Here is a 17,023-nt window from a genome sequence, read left to right as displayed (position 1 = left end):
CGAAACTTAAACGCCATGAAACGATGTGCGGACTGCCCCCAGGGATGTGGGCTGTTTTGGTGTTGCGATTAAACGGTGGCTATAGTCTAGTTATCCAAGTTATATAGAGCAACCTAAATGTAAAAGATAAAATCTGTACTTTATTATCTTAAAATAAAGGGAAATGCCGTCCGGATGTGGAATTAACTATGTATCATTTTCTTTTTCACTGAAATTCCTTTAAAATAATAGTTTATGAGTACCCAAGGTTTATTATTAGATTTTCCTTAATTAATAATTATATTTCTTAGTGAAAAGTGGGTAGGTATTGAACTATATGTGTATAGAGAATTTATATCGAATAGCAGAAAAAGATAAATTTTCCACTGTGAGTGGATCGATTTTTGTATAATAGTTTGAGGTATAGTTACTATTAAAGCAATTGTTTTTTGAAATTGGAGGTGCCTTTCATTGAAAAATAGTGAAATACTAGTAAGCCTTGATATAGGAACAGCAAAAATTAAAGTAATAATTGGAGAAGTATTAAATGATTCGCTAAATATTATTGGTGTTGGTACGGCCAAATCAAATGGGATGAAAAAAGGTGCGATTGTAGACATTGATCAAACCGTTCAATCAATAAGAAGTGCAATTGAACAAGCTGAGCGTATGGTTGGCATGCATATTGAAAGTGTGATAGTTGGTATTAATGGAAACCATATACAATTACAGCCTTGTCACGGTGTTGTTGCAGTTCAAAGTGAAAATCGCGAAATTGGCGACGAAGATATTAAGCGAGTAATTGATGGTGCGCAAGTAATCTCAATTCCACCAGAACGCGAAATAATCGATGTCATACCGAAGCAATTTATTGTTGATGGGTTGGATGAAATTACGGATCCTCGAGGTATGATTGGTGTACGCTTAGAAATGGAAGGTACGATTATTACTTGTTCAAAAACTGTCTTGCATAATATTTTAAAATGTGTTGAACGTGCGAACTTACAAGTATCTGATATTTGCTTGCAACCATTAGCAGCTGGAACCATTGCTTTGTCAAAAGATGAAAAGAATATGGGAGTAGCACTAATTGATATTGGTGGTGGCTGCTCAACAGTTTCCATCTTTGAAAATGATCATCTAGTATCTACTAGTGTTCTAAGCTTAGGCGGGGACAATATTACGAAGGATTTATCTATCGGACTCCGAACTTCAACAGAGGAAGCAGAGGCTGTCAAATTAAATTATGGTCATGCATTTTACGATGATGCCCAAGAAGATGAAACCTTTGAAATTTCAATTATTGGAAGCAATACAAAGCAAACGTATAATCAACTACAAATTGCTGATATGATTGAAGCGAGATTAGAAGAAATATATGCATTTGCTGAACGAGAAATCAGAAAAATGGGTTACCAAGAATTACCTGGTGGCTATGTATTGACAGGTGGTACAATGATGATGCCAGGAGTTTTAGAATTAGCTCAAGACTTATTCCGTTCGAATGTTCGCATCGCGATACCTGATTACATAGGTGTTCGAGAATCACAATTTACGGCTGGAGTAGGGATTTTGCAATTCGCACATCGAAATGCGAAAATACAAGGGAAAGAACTATATCCTTCTGTAACTGTTAGTTCAAATGAACCAAAACCAAAACGAAATCAAAAACAAGAAAAGACCAATGAACCGAAAGAAAAGAAGAAAAAAGAATCTGGAATGGCTAATCTTTTTAAATATTTCTTTGATTAATCTTTGAAAATAGTAATGACTTAGATTAATAGTTTTATTAAAATAAGTGATGTGCATTAGCTTCTGGTACTCTTGTTATTTTGCATATTAGGAGGAACAAATATGTTAGAGTTTGATACAAATCTTGATGAATTAGCGACGATAAAAGTTATAGGCGTCGGTGGCGGCGGAAACAATGCTGTTAACCGAATGATTGAACATGGGGTAGAAGGTGTAGAATTTATTGCTGTAAATACTGATTCACAGGCATTGAACTTATCCAAGGCTGAGCTTAAGATTCAAATTGGCGGAAAGTTAACACGTGGATTAGGTGCAGGTGCAAATCCAGAAGTTGGTAAAAAGGCTGCAGAGGAAAGTAAAGAACAAATTGAAGAAGTGTTGAAAGGTGCCGATATGGTCTTTGTAACAGCTGGTATGGGTGGCGGAACTGGAACAGGTGCGGCACCGGTTATTGCTCAAGTTGCAAAAGATTTAGGGGCATTAACTGTTGGTGTTGTAACACGACCATTCTCATTTGAAGGAAGAAGACGTTCGACACAAGCAATTTCGGGAATCGAAACATTAAAAGATAGTGTGGATACACTTATTGTTATTCCAAACGATCGTTTATTAGAGATAGTAGATAAAAATACACCAATGTTAGAAGCTTTCCGTGAAGCAGATAATGTTTTAAGACAAGGTGTACAAGGTATCTCAGACCTTATTGCAAAACCTGGGTTAATTAATGTTGACTTTGCCGATGTGAAGACTATCATGTACGACAAAGGATCTGCATTAATGGGAATTGGGATTGCAACTGGTGAATCACGGGCGATGGAAGCTGCTAAAAAAGCAATTTCATCCCCATTACTTGAGACATCTATCGATGGTGCACATGGTATTTTAATGAACATTACCGGTGGAACAAACTTAAGCTTGTATGAAGTACAGGAAGCTGCTGACTTAGTAACCTCTGCAGCAGACAAAGAAGTTAATGTTATCTTCGGTTCTGTAATTAATGAAGACTTAAATGATGAAATTGTTGTAACAGTTATTGCAACTGGTTTTGATGAATCAATCCAAAAGCCGGAAGCAAAAGTGAAACATCAACGTCCAGTCATTAATCATAGTCAACATGCAGCAACACAAGCAAATGAAGAAGCTGCACCACAGCAGCGTGAGCGCGAACGTGAAAGAGAACGTGAGCAAGCCCAAGCACAGCCTCAACGCCAGCGCCATGAAGAAGACGAACTGGATATTCCAACATTTTTAAGAAACCGTAATCGAAATCGCTAAATGATAGATAACAAAAATAGCAAGCAGGTAGCTACTTCTAGCTTCCTGCTTGCTATTTTTTGTTTTTCACAACTAATTATCTCTACAAACAATATACAATACCCCTTAGCCTCTGTACTTAACACATACTCAATTCCTTTTTTGTGAATGACAAACTTTTCAATAACTAGTTAAAATTAGCCCCAATCTGCTTACAAGAAGTGACAGACTTTGCTTATGAATATCGATATACTTCTCATTAACTCCTCTAATAAAAAAATAGTAATTGAAGTTGGGAAAATCATATAGGCAATCATAAACTCACGAGGGAAGGAAGAATTTGTTGACCATTTATCTTGATGCCGTTTGGGCTTTAAATTTTTTCTTAGATATGATGCTGCTCTTATTGACACAGGCTCTATCCCGAGAAAATTCGAGAAAGCGAAGCATTCTTTTAGGGGCTTTTATTGCTTCGTTGTTAGTACCCATTACGATATATTTTCCAGATTCATTTATTACAAGTGTATTTGGAAAAATACTCTATTCTGCACTTATCATATTTAGTACGTTCGGTTATCGATCAATTTATCGATTTTTTAGACTACTTTTGTTATTTTATTTTACTACCTTTGCTATTGGGGGTGGATTAATCGGTTTACATTTTCTCATACAAAACCCAATTGGGATGTCGGAGAATAGTTTGCTTACCTTTACAAGCGGATATGGGGACCCTGTTAGCTGGTTATTCGTTGTAGTAGGCTTTCCTATTGTGTGGTTGTTTACCAAGTCCCGTATGGACAAGCATGTGATGGAGAAAATTCGCTATGATCAACTTTATACGGTAACGATTCAGATTAGTAATCAAAGTTTTTCAACGACCGGCTATATTGATAGTGGTAATCAATTAGTCGATCCATTATCAAAGAAGCCAGTAATCATTTGTGACGAATTTTTCCTTAAACAGTGGTTTACTGATGAAGAATGGGAATTATTAAAAGCAGCACAGGATACGTTAGATTTCGAAATTCTTCCAAGAAATTGGGAAAATAAGATTCAAATCGTTCCATATCAAGATGTACAAGGAAAGAGTATGTTTCTAATCACCATCCGTCCTGAGCAGTTAATTGTCTATTATAATGAGCAAAAAATAGTGTCAACAAAGTTATTAATTGGTATCCAGTTTGCAGAATTAGTGAAGGACGGAAGTTATCATTGTTTGCTCCAACCGCAAATAATTAAGTTAGCAACTGTACATTCAGCATAGAGGAAAAAAGCTTAGAAAATAGCTCATTTACATTGTTTGTTGCTATTTGTATAAGCTGCGAACTAGTTTGGATTGAAGAGAGATCACGGGCCAGTCGCTCCAGAAATACACTACGCTTTCCGCGGGGAGCTGGTGAGCCTTCTAGTGCTGGCGCACTTCGAAGTCTCACCTAGGCTCTTCTTCTCGCAGGAGTCTCCGTGTATTTCTTCCGCTGAAGATAGAGTAGAATCTAGAAACAAAAGAATGGCAAATCCACTAACTATTAACGGTGACTGTAGTAACTTACTCGATACTCGTGTTAAATAGTAACGACTGTCTAGATATTAAAGAGACAATTGTCACTTGTTCGCAATTTATATCAACTGCTACTTATCATCCATTACTTTAAAAGGAATTTATCTTATTTATAATCAGCCAATCAAATATGATTATCAAAAGGGGAGATGTGACATGAAGGTGTGGTTTATTCGTTTACGTTTAAGATGGTATAAGCTATTAATTAAACTAGGGATAAAATCAGATGAAATATACTATATCGGTGGCAGCGAAGCACTCCCGCCACCCCTTTCAAAGCAAGAGGAGGCGGAATTACTCGTAAAACTGCCAAAAGGGGATAAAGCAGCGCGAGCAATTTTGATTGAACGTAATTTACGTTTGGTCGTTTACATCGCTCGTAAATTTGAAAATACTGGGATAAATATTGAGGATTTAATAAGTATTGGCACTATCGGTCTTATTAAAGCTGTAAACACGTTTAATCCTGAAAAGAATATTAAATTGGCGACATATGCATCAAGATGTATCGAAAACGAAATCTTAATGTATTTACGAAGAAATAATAAGCTTAAATCAGAAATATCCTTTGATGAACCGTTAAATATCGATTGGGATGGAAATGAATTATTATTATCAGATGTACTTGGGACAGATGATGATATTATTACAAAGAACTTAGAATCTAACGTTGATAAAAGTCTATTAAAAAGTGCATTATCCCAATTAAATGATCGTGAGAAACAAATAATGGAGCTACGGTTTGGACTAATTGGCGATGAAGAAAAAACACAAAAAGATGTAGCAGATATGTTAGGGATTTCACAATCTTACATATCCAGATTAGAAAAAAAGATTATACGTAGACTGCAAAAAGAATTTAATAAAATGGTTTAAGCTTTTCCTATCAAGTTTTGATATGATATGGCAATTTTTTCAAGCTATTGACGTTGCATAAAAACTTTTCCAGTTGGTGATAATGACCATGAACAGCATCACCATCTGGGAGGGTTAACAGAATGACTAGACATAAAGTTGTAATATGTGGTGTTGATACATCGAAGCTACCTGTGCTTAAGAATGACGAAATGAAGAAGCTGTTTGTTAGAATGCAGCAAGAAGGAGACATATCCGCACGAGAAGAGCTTGTAAATGGGAATCTTAGACTAGTATTAAGTGTTATTCAGCGTTTTAATAATCGTGGAGAATTCGTCGATGATCTATTTCAAGTGGGATGCATTGGCTTAATGAAATCCATTGATAACTTTGACCTAGGACATAATGTACGATTTTCTACTTATGCTGTACCAATGATTATTGGTGAAATTAGAAGGTATTTACGTGATAATAATCCAATCAGAGTATCGAGGTCATTAAGAGATATTGCATATAAGGCGATGCAAGTAAGGGAAAAACTAATTAATAAGACATCAAGAGAACCTACACCAGCAGAGATTGCAGAAGTAATGGAAATTCCGCACTCAGAAATTGTGTTTGCACTAGATGCTATCCAAGATCCTGTATCCTTATTTGAACCGATTTATAATGATGGTGGGGATCCAATCTTTGTTGTCGATCAAATAAGTGATGATAAAGACAAAGACTCAACCTGGGTTGATAAAATTTCCTTAAAAGAAGGAATGTATAATTTAAATGAACGGGAAAAAATGATCTTAAACAAGCGATTTTTTCAAGGAAAAACTCAAATGGAAGTGGCAGATGAGATTGGAATTTCTCAAGCCCAAGTTTCCCGCCTAGAAAAAGCAGCAATAAGCCAAATGAATAAACAAATGTTTGAATAAAAGAAAAGTATAGCGGGCTGTTCAGAGGGAAAAGCATAGACAAGGGACCGTAGAGCACATGATCTTCGTGCTCGGAGAGTCAATTGACTATGACTCGAGCCTCTAGCCCACGCTGTACTGGACAATGATATGCTGAAACGACTGTCCAGAGACGGACGCATAAGCAGGGGACCGAAAACGCGTGGTTTTCCGCGTTGAAGAGTCAACAGCTTATGACGGTAGTCTCTAGGAGTTGAAGCTGGACAAAGAAAAGTATAGCGGGCTGTTCAATATGTCTAAAACGATAGCTGATTTTGATGTGCGAATTAGTGGTACTTTTGATATCAGATCTTTAGAGAAGTAGATATTCACTCAAAAGGTTATATTGTTACTTCAAACAACATCGTTTGTCATGATAAGACGCTCTATAATATATGATTCTTTACTATTCCAGCGGAAGAAATACACGGAGACTTCTGCGGGAAAAAGAGCCTAGGTGAGACTATGAATCGCGATAGCTTGAGTAGGCTCACCAGCTCCCCGCGAAAAGTGTAGTGTATTTCTGGAGCGACTAGCCTGAGATCCCTAAGCACTATGCTAGTCTGCATTTTATTTTATTATCCTTAAGAAATAAGCTAAAAAATAGAAGAAATCGTATTTGCAATAAACGATTTCTTCTATTTTTTATTTCCATATGAAAAAAACCAAAACACCTGCATATAGTTAAATAAAGGCGGTGATTAGATTGGTAAAATTGTCAGAACTACAATTAAAAGAAGTGATAATTGTTGATGATGGACGGAGGTTAGGGCATATTTCTGATCTTGAAATCAATACGAATACAGGTAAAATAACGGCAATTATTCTAATGTCAAAAGACAAAAGAAACAGTTTATTTGGAAAGGTAGATGAGCTTGTTATCCGCTGGGATCAGATTATTCGAATTGGTTCCGATGTCGTCCTAGTCAAAGATGTTCATGATCAAACCCTTTCTTCAGAGCCACATTTTTCAAAAATAGATAAATAAATAGCAAAATATGATAAAATGGTACAAACATACTTTCAGGAGGCTAATGCATGGCGGAACCTTTTAAACAATCAAATGAATCCTATTTACATATAGAAAATTGGCAGAAACATAATCCCAACCTGAGAGCGGGCTTTACGACAAGGAATGGTGGGGTAAGTGTGGCACCATTTCACTCCTTTAATTGTGGTCTGCATGTAAACGATAGGACAGAAACAGTGATTGAAAATCGAACCCTTTTAGCAAGCGCATTAAATATCCCACTTGAAAATTGGGTTTCCGGTGAACAAGTACATGGGACGAATGTACAAATAATTGTTGACAGTGATAAAGGACGGGGTGCTACGTCCTATGATAGTGCAATTAAAGGGATAGATGGACTGATAACGAATAAAAAAGGGATACTTTGTACAGCTTTTTTTGCTGACTGTGTCCCTCTATATTTTTACGATCCAGTTACAGAATATATTGGAATAGCCCACGCAGGGTGGAAAGGAACAGTAAATCGAATCCAAGAACAAATGGTGCAAGCATTAACAGAAGTTGGAGTAGATGCAAAGAATTTACTAGTGGCTATCGGACCATCAATATCGCAATCAGAATATGAAGTCGATAATCGGGTTATAACGGCAATTTCTAAAGAAGAGAGACAAAAAACTGTTATTCCACTGGACAATGAGCGTTATTTATTAGATTTAAAGCAATTAAATGTAGAAATCCTTTTACAATCAGGAGTATTACGTCATAATATAGAGGTAACAAATTATTGCACACATCAGGATGAAACGTTGTTTTTTTCACATAGACGGGATAATGGAAAAACAGGAAGAATGTTAGGATTCCTAGGATTTCAAGAGTGATGATGCTGGGAAGGGGAATAAATAGTGGATGTAGTAACAAATTTAGAGAAGATTAAACGCAATATTAGTGAAGCATGTGGACGAAGTAATCGGAGATCAGATGAACTTACTATAATTGGGGTAACGAAATATGTTACAATAGAGCGAACGGTTGAGGCAATTGAAGCAGGTATTGAAAACATTGGTGAAAATCGAAATGAAGGATTTTTAGAGAAATATAGTGAAATTGGAACAAAGGCAAAATGGCATTTCATTGGGAGCCTGCAATCTAGAAAAGTTAAGGATATTATAGATAAGATAGATGTCCTCCATTCACTAGATCGCCTTTCCCTTGCTAAAGAAATAAATAAACGAGCAAGCAATCAAGTAGATTGTTTCATTCAAGTAAATGTAAGTGGAGAAGAGTCAAAGCATGGGCTTGCTCCTGAAGAGGTCATGCCATTTATTGAAAACCTTACAACATATGAAAAAGTTCATATTATCGGTTTAATGACGATGGCACCCCATATAGATGATGAGGAAAAGATTCGATCCGTATTTAGGCGTCTAGCCGAGCTAAGAGATTCAATTCAATCTAAGAATTATGATCATGCACCATGTTCGTTTTTATCAATGGGAATGAGTAATGACTATGAGATAGCAATTGAAGAAGGAGCAACCCATATTCGGATTGGTTCGAACTTAGTAGGAAACTAAACAAAATCAAATAATTGTGAGGTGTACCAATGAGCATTAAGAATAAATTAAAAAATTATTTTTCAATGGATGATGAGTATGAATATGAATATGTTGAAGAATCAGAATTACCAGAGGCAAGTAAAAATATAGCACCTAAGCCTAAAAATCAAAATGTCGTAAGTCTATCGAGTGTTCAACAACCATCTTCGAAAGTTGTATTATGTGAGCCGAGAAACTATAATGAAGCACAGGAGATAGCGGATAATATAGTCAATCGACGTGCGGTCGTTATTAACCTGCAACGGGTGGATCACGATCATGCGAAGCGAATTGTTGACTTTCTTAGTGGCACGGTATACGCCGTTAATGGTGATATTCAAAAACTTGGAGCAGAAACGTTTCTCTGTACGCCAGATAACGTAGATGTATCCGGAACTATCTCAGAAAATTATGCCGCTGAAGATGAATATAACAAAGGATGGTAGCACGCAATGTACGAACTGTATAGGATACTAAATTCAGCATTAACGATCTATAATTTTGCGATTATTATTTACATTTTCATGTCTTGGTTTCCAGGTGCACGTGAATCGTCATTTGGATTGATGCTTGGAAAAATTGTTGAACCATATCTTGATGTTTTCCGAAGAATTATTCCACCTCTTGGCATGATTGATTTTTCACCGATTGTAGCAATTTTTGTTTTGTACTTAGCAAGAATTGGATTACTGGAATTCTTTGAAATGTTCCTATTTTAATTGGTGATAACATGGATATCTATCAGCATTTTAGAAAAGAAGAACAGGGCTTTATCGATCAGGTTTTATCATGGAAGGAACAGGTAGAGCGTACGTTTGTACTGAAATTAACAGATTTCCTCGATCCTCGTGAACAACAGATAATCGAGATGTTAATTGGGACAAGCAATGATGAATTAAAGTTATACCAATTTGGTGGTGCAGAACAGAGCGAGCGTAAGCGAGTAGTAATTGCACCCTATTATGAAGTAATTACAAATAATAGTTTTCAGCTAACATTATTACAAGCAACATATCAGGATAAATTCGTCACATTGGAGCATCGAGATGTGATGGGTGCTTTTTTATCGCTGGGAATCATTCGAAAAAAGCTCGGAGATATTTATGTAAAGGATGGAACCATCCAAATCATTATGACGGATGACATCGCTTCTTACGTAATTACGAATCTTACATCGATTAAGAATGCTACGATTAGGTTTGAGGAAAAGACAAGTAATTCTTTATTAACTAATGCAGCGGATTGGGTTGAAGCTGAGAAAACCGTATCCTCTTTACGTTTAGATGCAGTAGTGAAGGAAATTTACCGGATATCTAGAAAAGATGCTTCAGACCTAATTACAAGGCAATATGTAAAGGTTAATCATCGGGTTGTCGAGGACGCAAAGTTTACCGTTGAACGTGGCGATCTTATTTCTGTACGAGGTAAGGGGAGAAGTAAGCTATTAACGATAAACGGTCAATCGAAAAAAGACAAATGGCGAATTACAACTGCAATGATGAAATAAATTATTGTGATCTTGCAGGAATTCACAGATTTTTGTCGAATGATAGTTAAAGCTGTATATAATAAGTTTAAAATTCAAGGAGGTGGCCATCGTGCCATTAACACCATTAGATATTCATAACAAAGCATTTACGAAAAGTTTACGTGGATTTGACCAAGATGAGGTAAATGAATTCCTGGATCAGGTAATCAAAGATTATGAAATGGCAATTAGAGAAAAGAAGGAATTAAAGGAAAAAGTAACACAGCTCGAAGAGAGACTTGGGCATTTTACTAATATAGAAGAAACGTTAAATAAATCGATTCTTGTTGCCCAGGAAACAGCTGAAGAAGTAAAAGGAAACGCAATGAAGGAATCGAAGTTGATCATTAAAGAAGCTGAGAAAAATGCGGATCGAATTATTAATGAAGCCCTGAGTAAATCACGCAGAATTTCGATGGATGTCGAAGAGTTGAAGAAGCAAGCGAAAGTATTCCGAACAAGATTAAAAATGCTAGTGGAAGCACAATTAGAAATGATTGTAACAGAAGATTGGGATCAATTATTCGATGCTGAACTAGGCGAAGATCTTGATTTAATTGAAAATAAATAGAAAGTCTTGACGAAAGCTTTAATTTTACATATAATTCATACTACAGAATTGTAACATAATAAATATATTATATACGATGATAGAGACAGTATATTAGTAATTACTGATAAGCGAATCAGGGATTGGTGAAAGCCTGATACAGTGATACTACTAGAAAATCACTCTTGAGTATCCATTAGGAAATTAAGTAATAATGGACGGTATTCCCCGTTACGGAATTCGAGTGAATTTAAAAATAAGAATGCAAGTAAAGTATTATAGCATTTGCTTATTTTAAATTTATAAGGGTGGTACCGCGAGTCTTCTCGTCCCTTTTTGGGATTAGAGGGCTTTTTCTATTTAAGTAGATAAGAAAGATAAAAACCTTCTTACTACATGCAACTAAGGTTGTCACCGAAAAGCTTGGCTAACCTTAGTTCTCTAAAAACAGAATTCGTAAGGAAATCAATTAAGGAGGAAGAAGCAATGGAATACAAAGACACATTATTAATGCCGAAAACTGCATTCCCAATGCGAGGAAATTTACCAAATAAAGAACCAGTTCGTCAACAAGCATGGAGAGAAGAGAATATTTACGAAAAGGATTTAGAACGTACAAAAGGAAGACCAACATTTATTTTGCATGATGGTCCTCCATATGCAAATGGTGATTTACACATTGGGCATGCGCTTAATAAAATCTTAAAAGATTTTATTACACGTTATCGCTCTATGACTGGATTCCACGCACCATATGTTCCAGGTTGGGATACACATGGTTTACCTATTGAAACAGCACTTACAAAAAACAAAAAAGTAAAACGTAAAGAAATGAGCGTTGCTGAATTTAGAAAGCTATGTGCAGAATATGCGCTTGGTCAAGTAAATAATCAACGTGATCAGTTTAAACAATTAGGTGTTCGTGCTGATTGGGATAATCCTTATATTACTTTAACAAAGGATTATGAAGCAGCACAAATTCAAGTTTTTGGTGAAATGGCGAAAAAAGGCTATATCTATAAAGGATTGAAGCCGGTTTATTGGTCCCCATCATCTGAATCTGCTTTGGCAGAAGCTGAAATTGAATATCAGGATAAACGCTCAGCATCGATTTATGTAGCGTTCAATGTTATCGATGGGAAGAATGTATTAGATGGTGATGAGAAGATTGTCATTTGGACGACAACACCATGGACACTTCCTGCAAACCTGGGAATTAGCATCCATCCTGACTTAGAATATGTTGTTGCAAAAGTAAATGATGATAAATATGTTGTGGCACAGGCATTATTAGAAACTGTTGCCGAAGAATTAGGCTGGGAAAATCCAGAAGTCGTGAAATCATTTAAAGGTAAAGAAGCAGACCATGTTGTTGCGAAGCATCCTTTCTATGATCGTGAATCTCTAGTAATGTTAGGAGAGCATGTAACTACAGATGCTGGTACTGGTTGTGTTCATACTGCACCTGGACATGGGGAAGACGACTTTTATGTATGTAAGAAATATGGAATTGATGCTTTCTGTCCAGTTGATGACAAAGGTGTCATGACAGCAGAAGCGCCAGGGTTTGAAGGATTGTTTTATGAGGACGCAAATAAAGTAGTTACAGAGAAATTGGAAGCAGAAGGTGCCTTGCTGAAACTATCATTTATCACGCACTCATACCCACATGACTGGCGTACGAAGAAGCCAACTATTTTCCGTGCGACAGCACAATGGTTTGCATCAATTAAAGATTTCCGTCATGATATTTTAGACGAAATCAAGAAAATCAATTGGTACCCGAACTGGGGAGAAACTAGATTATATAACATGGTGAGGGATCGTGAAGATTGGTGTATTTCCCGTCAGCGTGCATGGGGAGTTCCAATTCCAGTATTCTACGGTGAAGATGGTACACCAATAATTACAGATGAAACGATTGAACATGTTGCAAATCTATTTGCAGAATTTGGTTCTAATGTTTGGTTTGAACGTGAAGCAAAAGACTTGTTACCAGAAGGATTCACATCTGAGCATAGTCCGAATGGAGCATTTACGAAAGAAACAGATATTATGGACGTATGGTTTGATTCTGGTTCTTCACATCAGGCAGTATTACTTGGGCGTGAGGATCACAGAAGACCTGCCGATATTTATTTAGAAGGTAGTGACCAATATCGCGGGTGGTTTAACTCTTCTATTTCAACAGCTGTTGCAGTAACAGGGAAAGCACCATATAAAAATGTTATCAGCCATGGTTTTGTACTTGATGGTAATGGAAGAAAAATGAGTAAATCGCTAGGAAATGTTATTCTTCCATCGAAGGTTCAGAAGCAACTTGGTGCAGATATCTTGCGTCTATGGGTATCATCAGTAGACTATCAAGCAGACGTTCGAATTTCTGATGATATTCTAAAACAAGTTTCTGAATCATACCGTAAAATCCGTAACACATTCCGTTTTATGCTTGCAAACTTAGCTGACTTTGATCCTTCAAAAGATCGGATTCCAGAGCAAGAATTAGAAGAAGTGGATCGTTATATGCTTCATCGATTACAACAAGTAGTAAGTGATGTCCGTGAGAACTATGAGAAATATGAATTCTCACCAATTTTCCATCAAATTCATAATTTCTGTGCTATTGATCTAAGTTCGTTCTATTTAGATTTTGCGAAAGATATTCTATATATCGAGGCTGCAGATAATAAACGCCGCCGTAGTATTCAAACCGGTTATTATGAAATCTTAACTACCTTGGTTAAATTATTAACACCAATCATTCCACATACAACTGATGAAGTATGGGAATATATCCCAGGTGTAGAAGAAGAAAGTGTACAGTTAACAGATATCCCTGAGGCAAGAGAAGTTGCTGATTATGAGCAAATCGAAGCGAAATGGGAACACTTTATGGCTGTTCGTGATGATGTTATGAAAGCATTAGAAGAAGCAAGAAATGACAAGGTAATTGGTAAGTCATTAGAAGCTAAATTAACACTAGTGCCGAAAGATGAACAAACAAAAGAAGTATTACTTTCAATGGAGCATTTACATCAATATTTAATCGTATCAGAAGCAAATGTTGTGGACGCAGCTGAAAATGCGAAAGAATACAAATGTGTAGATGTAGTTGTTGAGAAGCATCCAAGTGAAAAATGTGAACGGTGCTGGGTTTCTGATAATTCAGTTGGCCATGATCATGATCACCCAGAATTATGTGAACGTTGTGCGACTGTAGTGAAAGAGCATTACACAGCTTAAATTAAGAAATACTCCTCTTAACAGGGGAGTATTTTTATCTTTAGGCATACTTTGACTAATTTTTAGTTCTTTAGATAAACTGCGGACTACTTGTGATGTTGATTCCCTTGGATCTTCAGCCATTGCTATTCCCACAGGAGTCTCCTGTCCTCCGCTACAATCAACGGCCATAAGAGAGGTAGACTCCATCCTCCCTTATAAGGAAATTCACACAATCCCAGCGGAGAAAATACACGAAGACTCCTGTGGGAGGAAGGGCATCGGTGAGACTTTGAAGTGCGACAGCACAAGAAGGCTCACCAACCCCCGCGGAAAGCGGAGTGTATTTTCGGAGCGAACGGCCTAAGAGTATTTGACATCCGTAGTTAGTTCGCAGTTTATATCACATTATAGTTAACAGGTTACCTAAAAATATATTCTTTTTGTTAAAGCCTATAAACAAAATCATGCAATGAAATAAAAGACTGTAGTAATTGTTGAAATTATTTGTTGTAAAGTATAAGATAAATAGGAATTAGGAAAGAATCGGGGGAAAGCAGATGTTTCTATACTACATTATCGCACTCATTATCATTGCAATAGATCAACTAACGAAATGGACCATTGTAAAAACGATGGAGCTCGGGGAATCTATTACAGTAATTCAAGATTTCTTTTATATTACTTCACATCGGAATTCAGGTGCAGCTTGGGGTATTTTAGAAGGGAAAATGCTGTTTTTTTATATTGTAACCATTGTTGTTGTAATCTGTGTAGTCTATTATATGCAAAAGCATGCTAAAAACGATAAAATTCTTGCAGTCGCTTTAAGCTTTATTTTAGGTGGTGCGATTGGTAACTTCATTGATCGTCTATTCCGCCAAGAAGTTGTAGACTTCTTTAACTTCTATATTTTTAATTACAACTTCCCAATATTTAATGTCGCAGATTCTGCATTAACGGTTGGTGTAATTCTAGTAATTATTGCAACAATACTTGATGAAAGAAAGAAAGGAAAAACAACGAAATGACTTCTTTTCAACATATAGTAACAGAGGAGCAAGCAAAAGTACGAATTGATAAACTTTTATCGGAATTGAATCCGGAAGAGTCGCGTTCACAGGTGCAAACCTGGATTGTTAAGGAGCATGTTAAAGTGAATGGCGTAATTGTAAAAGCGAACTATAAGGTTCAGACTGGTGATGAGGTGGAATGGTCGATTCCAGAAGTTGTTCCACTTGAATTAACAGCGGAAAACATCCCATTAACAATTGTCTATGAAGATAGTGATTTATTGGTAGTGAATAAACCAAAGGGGATGGTTGTTCATCCTTCAGCTGGACACCAAGGTGGTACACTAGTAAATGCATTGCTTTACCATTGTAAAGATTTGTCAGGAATTAATGGTGTCGAAAGACCTGGAATTGTGCACCGAATTGATAAGGATACAAGTGGACTATTAGTTGTTGCTAAAAATGACTTTACCCATGTAAATTTATCAGAACAATTGTCTGCCAAGGAAGTAAACCGTGTGTATGAGGCGATTGTACACGGAGAAATCCCACATTCAACAGGGATAATTGATGCACCAATCGGTAGGGATCCTAAGGACCGACAGAAAATGGGGATTGTTGATGATGGAAAACCTGCTGTTACTCATTTTAAAGTGATTAAAAGCTTCCCAGACTACACACATATAGAATGTAGACTGGAAACAGGCAGAACCCATCAAATTCGTGTACACATGAAATATATTGGCTATCCATTAGTTGGGGATCCTAAATATGGCCCTAGAAAAACAATGGACACAGATGGTCAAGCATTACATGCAAAAGTATTAGGTTTTACCCATCCACGTACAAAGGAATGGTTGGAATTTCAAGCGGAAGCCCCAGCGTATTTTGCAGAAGTACTTGATTATATTGAGAAATTGTATTGACAGAAACAAGATAGTCTGTAATAATGAATACAATTATAAATGACCTTTAATAATAGTCCTGTGAGGCTAAAAAGGAACGTGAAATATATGGTAAGACACATATATTGTAAAAACCCCTTTTCCTCATGGATAATGGGGTTTTTCTTGTTCTAAGGAAGAAAGGAAGAGACTTAAATGAAGAAAAAAACAGAGATATTAGATGCAGCAGCAATGAACCGTGCACTAACAAGAATGGCTCATGAAATTCTTGAGAAGAATAAGGGTGGAGAAGAGCTTGTATTAATTGGGATCAAGACTAGAGGTGTACCACTTACAAAACGGTTACAGGATAAAATCAAGCAAATTGAGTCGATTGACGTTCCTGCAGGTGAGCTTGATATTACTTTATATCGTGATGATTTAACAATAGCGAACAAAAATGAGGAACCAGAATTAAAATCCACCTCAGTTCATAATGATATTACTGGCAAGAAAGTTGTTCTAGTTGATGACGTTCTTTTTACTGGGCGAACAGTGCGAGCAGCAATGGATGCTGTAATGGACATCGGTAGACCTTCCCAAATTCAACTCGGTGTTCTAGTTGATCGGGGACATCGCGAATTGCCAATTCGTGCAGATTATGTAGGAAAAAATATACCAACTTCTGATAAAGAAGTGATCGTTGTCCAATTAAACGAAATTGACGACATTGATTCAGTATCTATATATGAATAATAAAATATTCAACTTTTAAATAAATCCAGAGAGATTTATAAGGTTGTTCTGAAGGAAATCTGTATACATTGATACAGGTGTACCTCTTTGCATCCTTATGCAAAGAGGTTTTTTTTTGGTAAAAAACATAAACAGAATTAATAATTTTCTGTTCTATACAAGT

16 protein-coding genes and 1 other annotated feature are annotated in these 17,023 nt (G+C 36.4%); all 16 genes read left to right on the top strand.

Going from position 1 to position 17,023, the window contains the following annotated elements; genetic code table 11:
* Window positions 1-450 precede the first annotated feature (450 nt).
* The 16 genes from ftsA to pyrR all read left to right on the top strand — a co-directional run bounded on the left by ftsA (window position 451) and on the right by pyrR (window position 16,860).
* Window positions 451-1,731, top strand: coding sequence for a cell division protein FtsA (gene ftsA, locus CWR45_RS11395; RefSeq protein WP_115749987.1), 1,281 nt, complete (start codon window positions 451-453; stop codon window positions 1,729-1,731).
* 102 nt (window positions 1,732-1,833) lie between these two features.
* Window positions 1,834-3,006 carry a cell division protein FtsZ gene (gene ftsZ / locus CWR45_RS11390; protein WP_115749986.1) on the top strand — a complete coding sequence of 391 codons (1,173 nt, stop codon included), beginning with the start codon at window positions 1,834-1,836 and terminating at the stop codon, window positions 3,004-3,006.
* 322 nt (window positions 3,007-3,328) lie between these two features.
* On the top strand, window positions 3,329-4,249 hold the full coding sequence (gene spoIIGA / locus CWR45_RS11385) for a sigma-E processing peptidase SpoIIGA (protein ID WP_115749985.1): 921 nt from the start codon (window positions 3,329-3,331) through the stop codon (window positions 4,247-4,249).
* Window positions 4,250-4,699: 450 nt separating this feature from the next.
* Entirely contained in the window at window positions 4,700-5,419 is a 720-nt protein-coding gene (sigE, locus tag CWR45_RS11380) for an RNA polymerase sporulation sigma factor SigE (protein ID WP_115749984.1), read from the top strand.
* A 122-nt stretch (window positions 5,420-5,541) separates the two neighbouring features.
* Entirely contained in the window at window positions 5,542-6,324 is a 783-nt protein-coding gene (sigG, locus tag CWR45_RS11375; protein ID WP_115749983.1) for an RNA polymerase sporulation sigma factor SigG, read from the top strand.
* 715 nt (window positions 6,325-7,039) lie between these two features.
* Window positions 7,040-7,330 carry a YlmC/YmxH family sporulation protein gene (locus CWR45_RS11370; RefSeq protein WP_342770178.1) on the top strand — a complete coding sequence of 97 codons (291 nt, stop codon included), beginning with the start codon at window positions 7,040-7,042 and terminating at the stop codon, window positions 7,328-7,330.
* A gap of 50 nt (window positions 7,331-7,380) precedes the next feature.
* Window positions 7,381-8,190 (top strand): peptidoglycan editing factor PgeF, encoded by an 810-nt coding sequence (gene pgeF, locus CWR45_RS11365; protein WP_115749981.1) that lies wholly within the window; start codon window positions 7,381-7,383, stop codon window positions 8,188-8,190.
* A gap of 24 nt (window positions 8,191-8,214) precedes the next feature.
* Window positions 8,215-8,886: a YggS family pyridoxal phosphate-dependent enzyme gene (locus tag CWR45_RS11360; protein ID WP_211315964.1), complete on the top strand. Its 672-nt coding sequence runs from the start codon at window positions 8,215-8,217 to the stop codon at window positions 8,884-8,886.
* Between the two features lie 29 nt (window positions 8,887-8,915).
* Window positions 8,916-9,353: a cell division protein SepF gene (locus CWR45_RS11355; protein ID WP_115749979.1), complete on the top strand. Its 438-nt coding sequence runs from the start codon at window positions 8,916-8,918 to the stop codon at window positions 9,351-9,353.
* Between the two features lie 6 nt (window positions 9,354-9,359).
* Window positions 9,360-9,626, top strand: a complete 267-nt coding sequence (locus CWR45_RS11350; protein ID WP_115749978.1) for a YggT family protein — start codon at window positions 9,360-9,362, stop codon at window positions 9,624-9,626.
* 11 nt (window positions 9,627-9,637) lie between these two features.
* Window positions 9,638-10,414 (top strand): YlmH family RNA-binding protein, encoded by a 777-nt coding sequence (locus CWR45_RS11345; RefSeq protein WP_115749977.1) that lies wholly within the window; start codon window positions 9,638-9,640, stop codon window positions 10,412-10,414.
* Between the two features lie 91 nt (window positions 10,415-10,505).
* Window positions 10,506-11,006: a DivIVA domain-containing protein gene (locus CWR45_RS11340; RefSeq protein WP_115749976.1), complete on the top strand. Its 501-nt coding sequence runs from the start codon at window positions 10,506-10,508 to the stop codon at window positions 11,004-11,006.
* Window positions 11,007-11,073: 67 nt separating this feature from the next.
* Window positions 11,074-11,322 (top strand) — a binding site (T-box leader).
* Window positions 11,323-11,471: 149 nt separating this feature from the next.
* Window positions 11,472-14,228 (top strand): isoleucine--tRNA ligase, encoded by a 2,757-nt coding sequence (gene ileS / locus CWR45_RS11335; protein ID WP_115749975.1) that lies wholly within the window; start codon window positions 11,472-11,474, stop codon window positions 14,226-14,228.
* 539 nt (window positions 14,229-14,767) lie between these two features.
* Window positions 14,768-15,238 carry a signal peptidase II gene (gene lspA / locus CWR45_RS11330; RefSeq protein WP_115749974.1) on the top strand — a complete coding sequence of 157 codons (471 nt, stop codon included), beginning with the start codon at window positions 14,768-14,770 and terminating at the stop codon, window positions 15,236-15,238.
* The gene (locus CWR45_RS11325) at window positions 15,235-16,146 is read left to right on the top strand and encodes an RluA family pseudouridine synthase (protein WP_115749973.1); all 912 of its coding nucleotides are present in this window, start codon (window positions 15,235-15,237) and stop codon (window positions 16,144-16,146) included. The genes lspA and CWR45_RS11325 overlap by 4 nt, the downstream gene beginning before the upstream one ends.
* A gap of 174 nt (window positions 16,147-16,320) precedes the next feature.
* The gene (gene pyrR / locus CWR45_RS11320) at window positions 16,321-16,860 is read left to right on the top strand and encodes a bifunctional pyr operon transcriptional regulator/uracil phosphoribosyltransferase PyrR (protein WP_115749972.1); all 540 of its coding nucleotides are present in this window, start codon (window positions 16,321-16,323) and stop codon (window positions 16,858-16,860) included.
* Window positions 16,861-17,023: the final 163 nt, after the last annotated feature.

It is taken from the genome of Oceanobacillus chungangensis, assembly GCF_003369565.1.
GTDB lineage: Bacteria > Bacillota > Bacilli > Bacillales > Amphibacillaceae > Oceanobacillus > Oceanobacillus chungangensis.
The sequence above is the reverse complement of the archived record's forward strand: the minus strand, read 5'-3'. Positions and strand labels throughout refer to the sequence as shown.

What these genes read in the sequence shown, in the direction of transcription:
- ftsZ (WP_115749986.1), top strand. Translation starts at nt 1,834, where the DNA reads ATGTTAGAGTTTGATACAAATCTTGATGAATTAGCGACGATAAAAGTT.
- sigE (WP_115749984.1), top strand. Translation starts at nt 4,700, where the DNA reads ATGAAGGTGTGGTTTATTCGTTTACGTTTAAGATGGTATAAGCTATTA.
- sigG (WP_115749983.1), top strand. Translation starts at nt 5,542, where the DNA reads ATGACTAGACATAAAGTTGTAATATGTGGTGTTGATACATCGAAGCTA.
- pgeF (WP_115749981.1), top strand. Translation starts at nt 7,381, where the DNA reads ATGGCGGAACCTTTTAAACAATCAAATGAATCCTATTTACATATAGAA.
- CWR45_RS11355 (WP_115749979.1), top strand. Translation starts at nt 8,916, where the DNA reads ATGAGCATTAAGAATAAATTAAAAAATTATTTTTCAATGGATGATGAG.
- CWR45_RS11350 (WP_115749978.1), top strand. Translation starts at nt 9,360, where the DNA reads ATGTACGAACTGTATAGGATACTAAATTCAGCATTAACGATCTATAAT.
- CWR45_RS11345 (WP_115749977.1), top strand. Translation starts at nt 9,638, where the DNA reads ATGGATATCTATCAGCATTTTAGAAAAGAAGAACAGGGCTTTATCGAT.
- ileS (WP_115749975.1), top strand. Translation starts at nt 11,472, where the DNA reads ATGGAATACAAAGACACATTATTAATGCCGAAAACTGCATTCCCAATG.
- lspA (WP_115749974.1), top strand. Translation starts at nt 14,768, where the DNA reads ATGTTTCTATACTACATTATCGCACTCATTATCATTGCAATAGATCAA.
- CWR45_RS11325 (WP_115749973.1), top strand. Translation starts at nt 15,235, where the DNA reads ATGACTTCTTTTCAACATATAGTAACAGAGGAGCAAGCAAAAGTACGA.
- pyrR (WP_115749972.1), top strand. Translation starts at nt 16,321, where the DNA reads ATGAAGAAAAAAACAGAGATATTAGATGCAGCAGCAATGAACCGTGCA.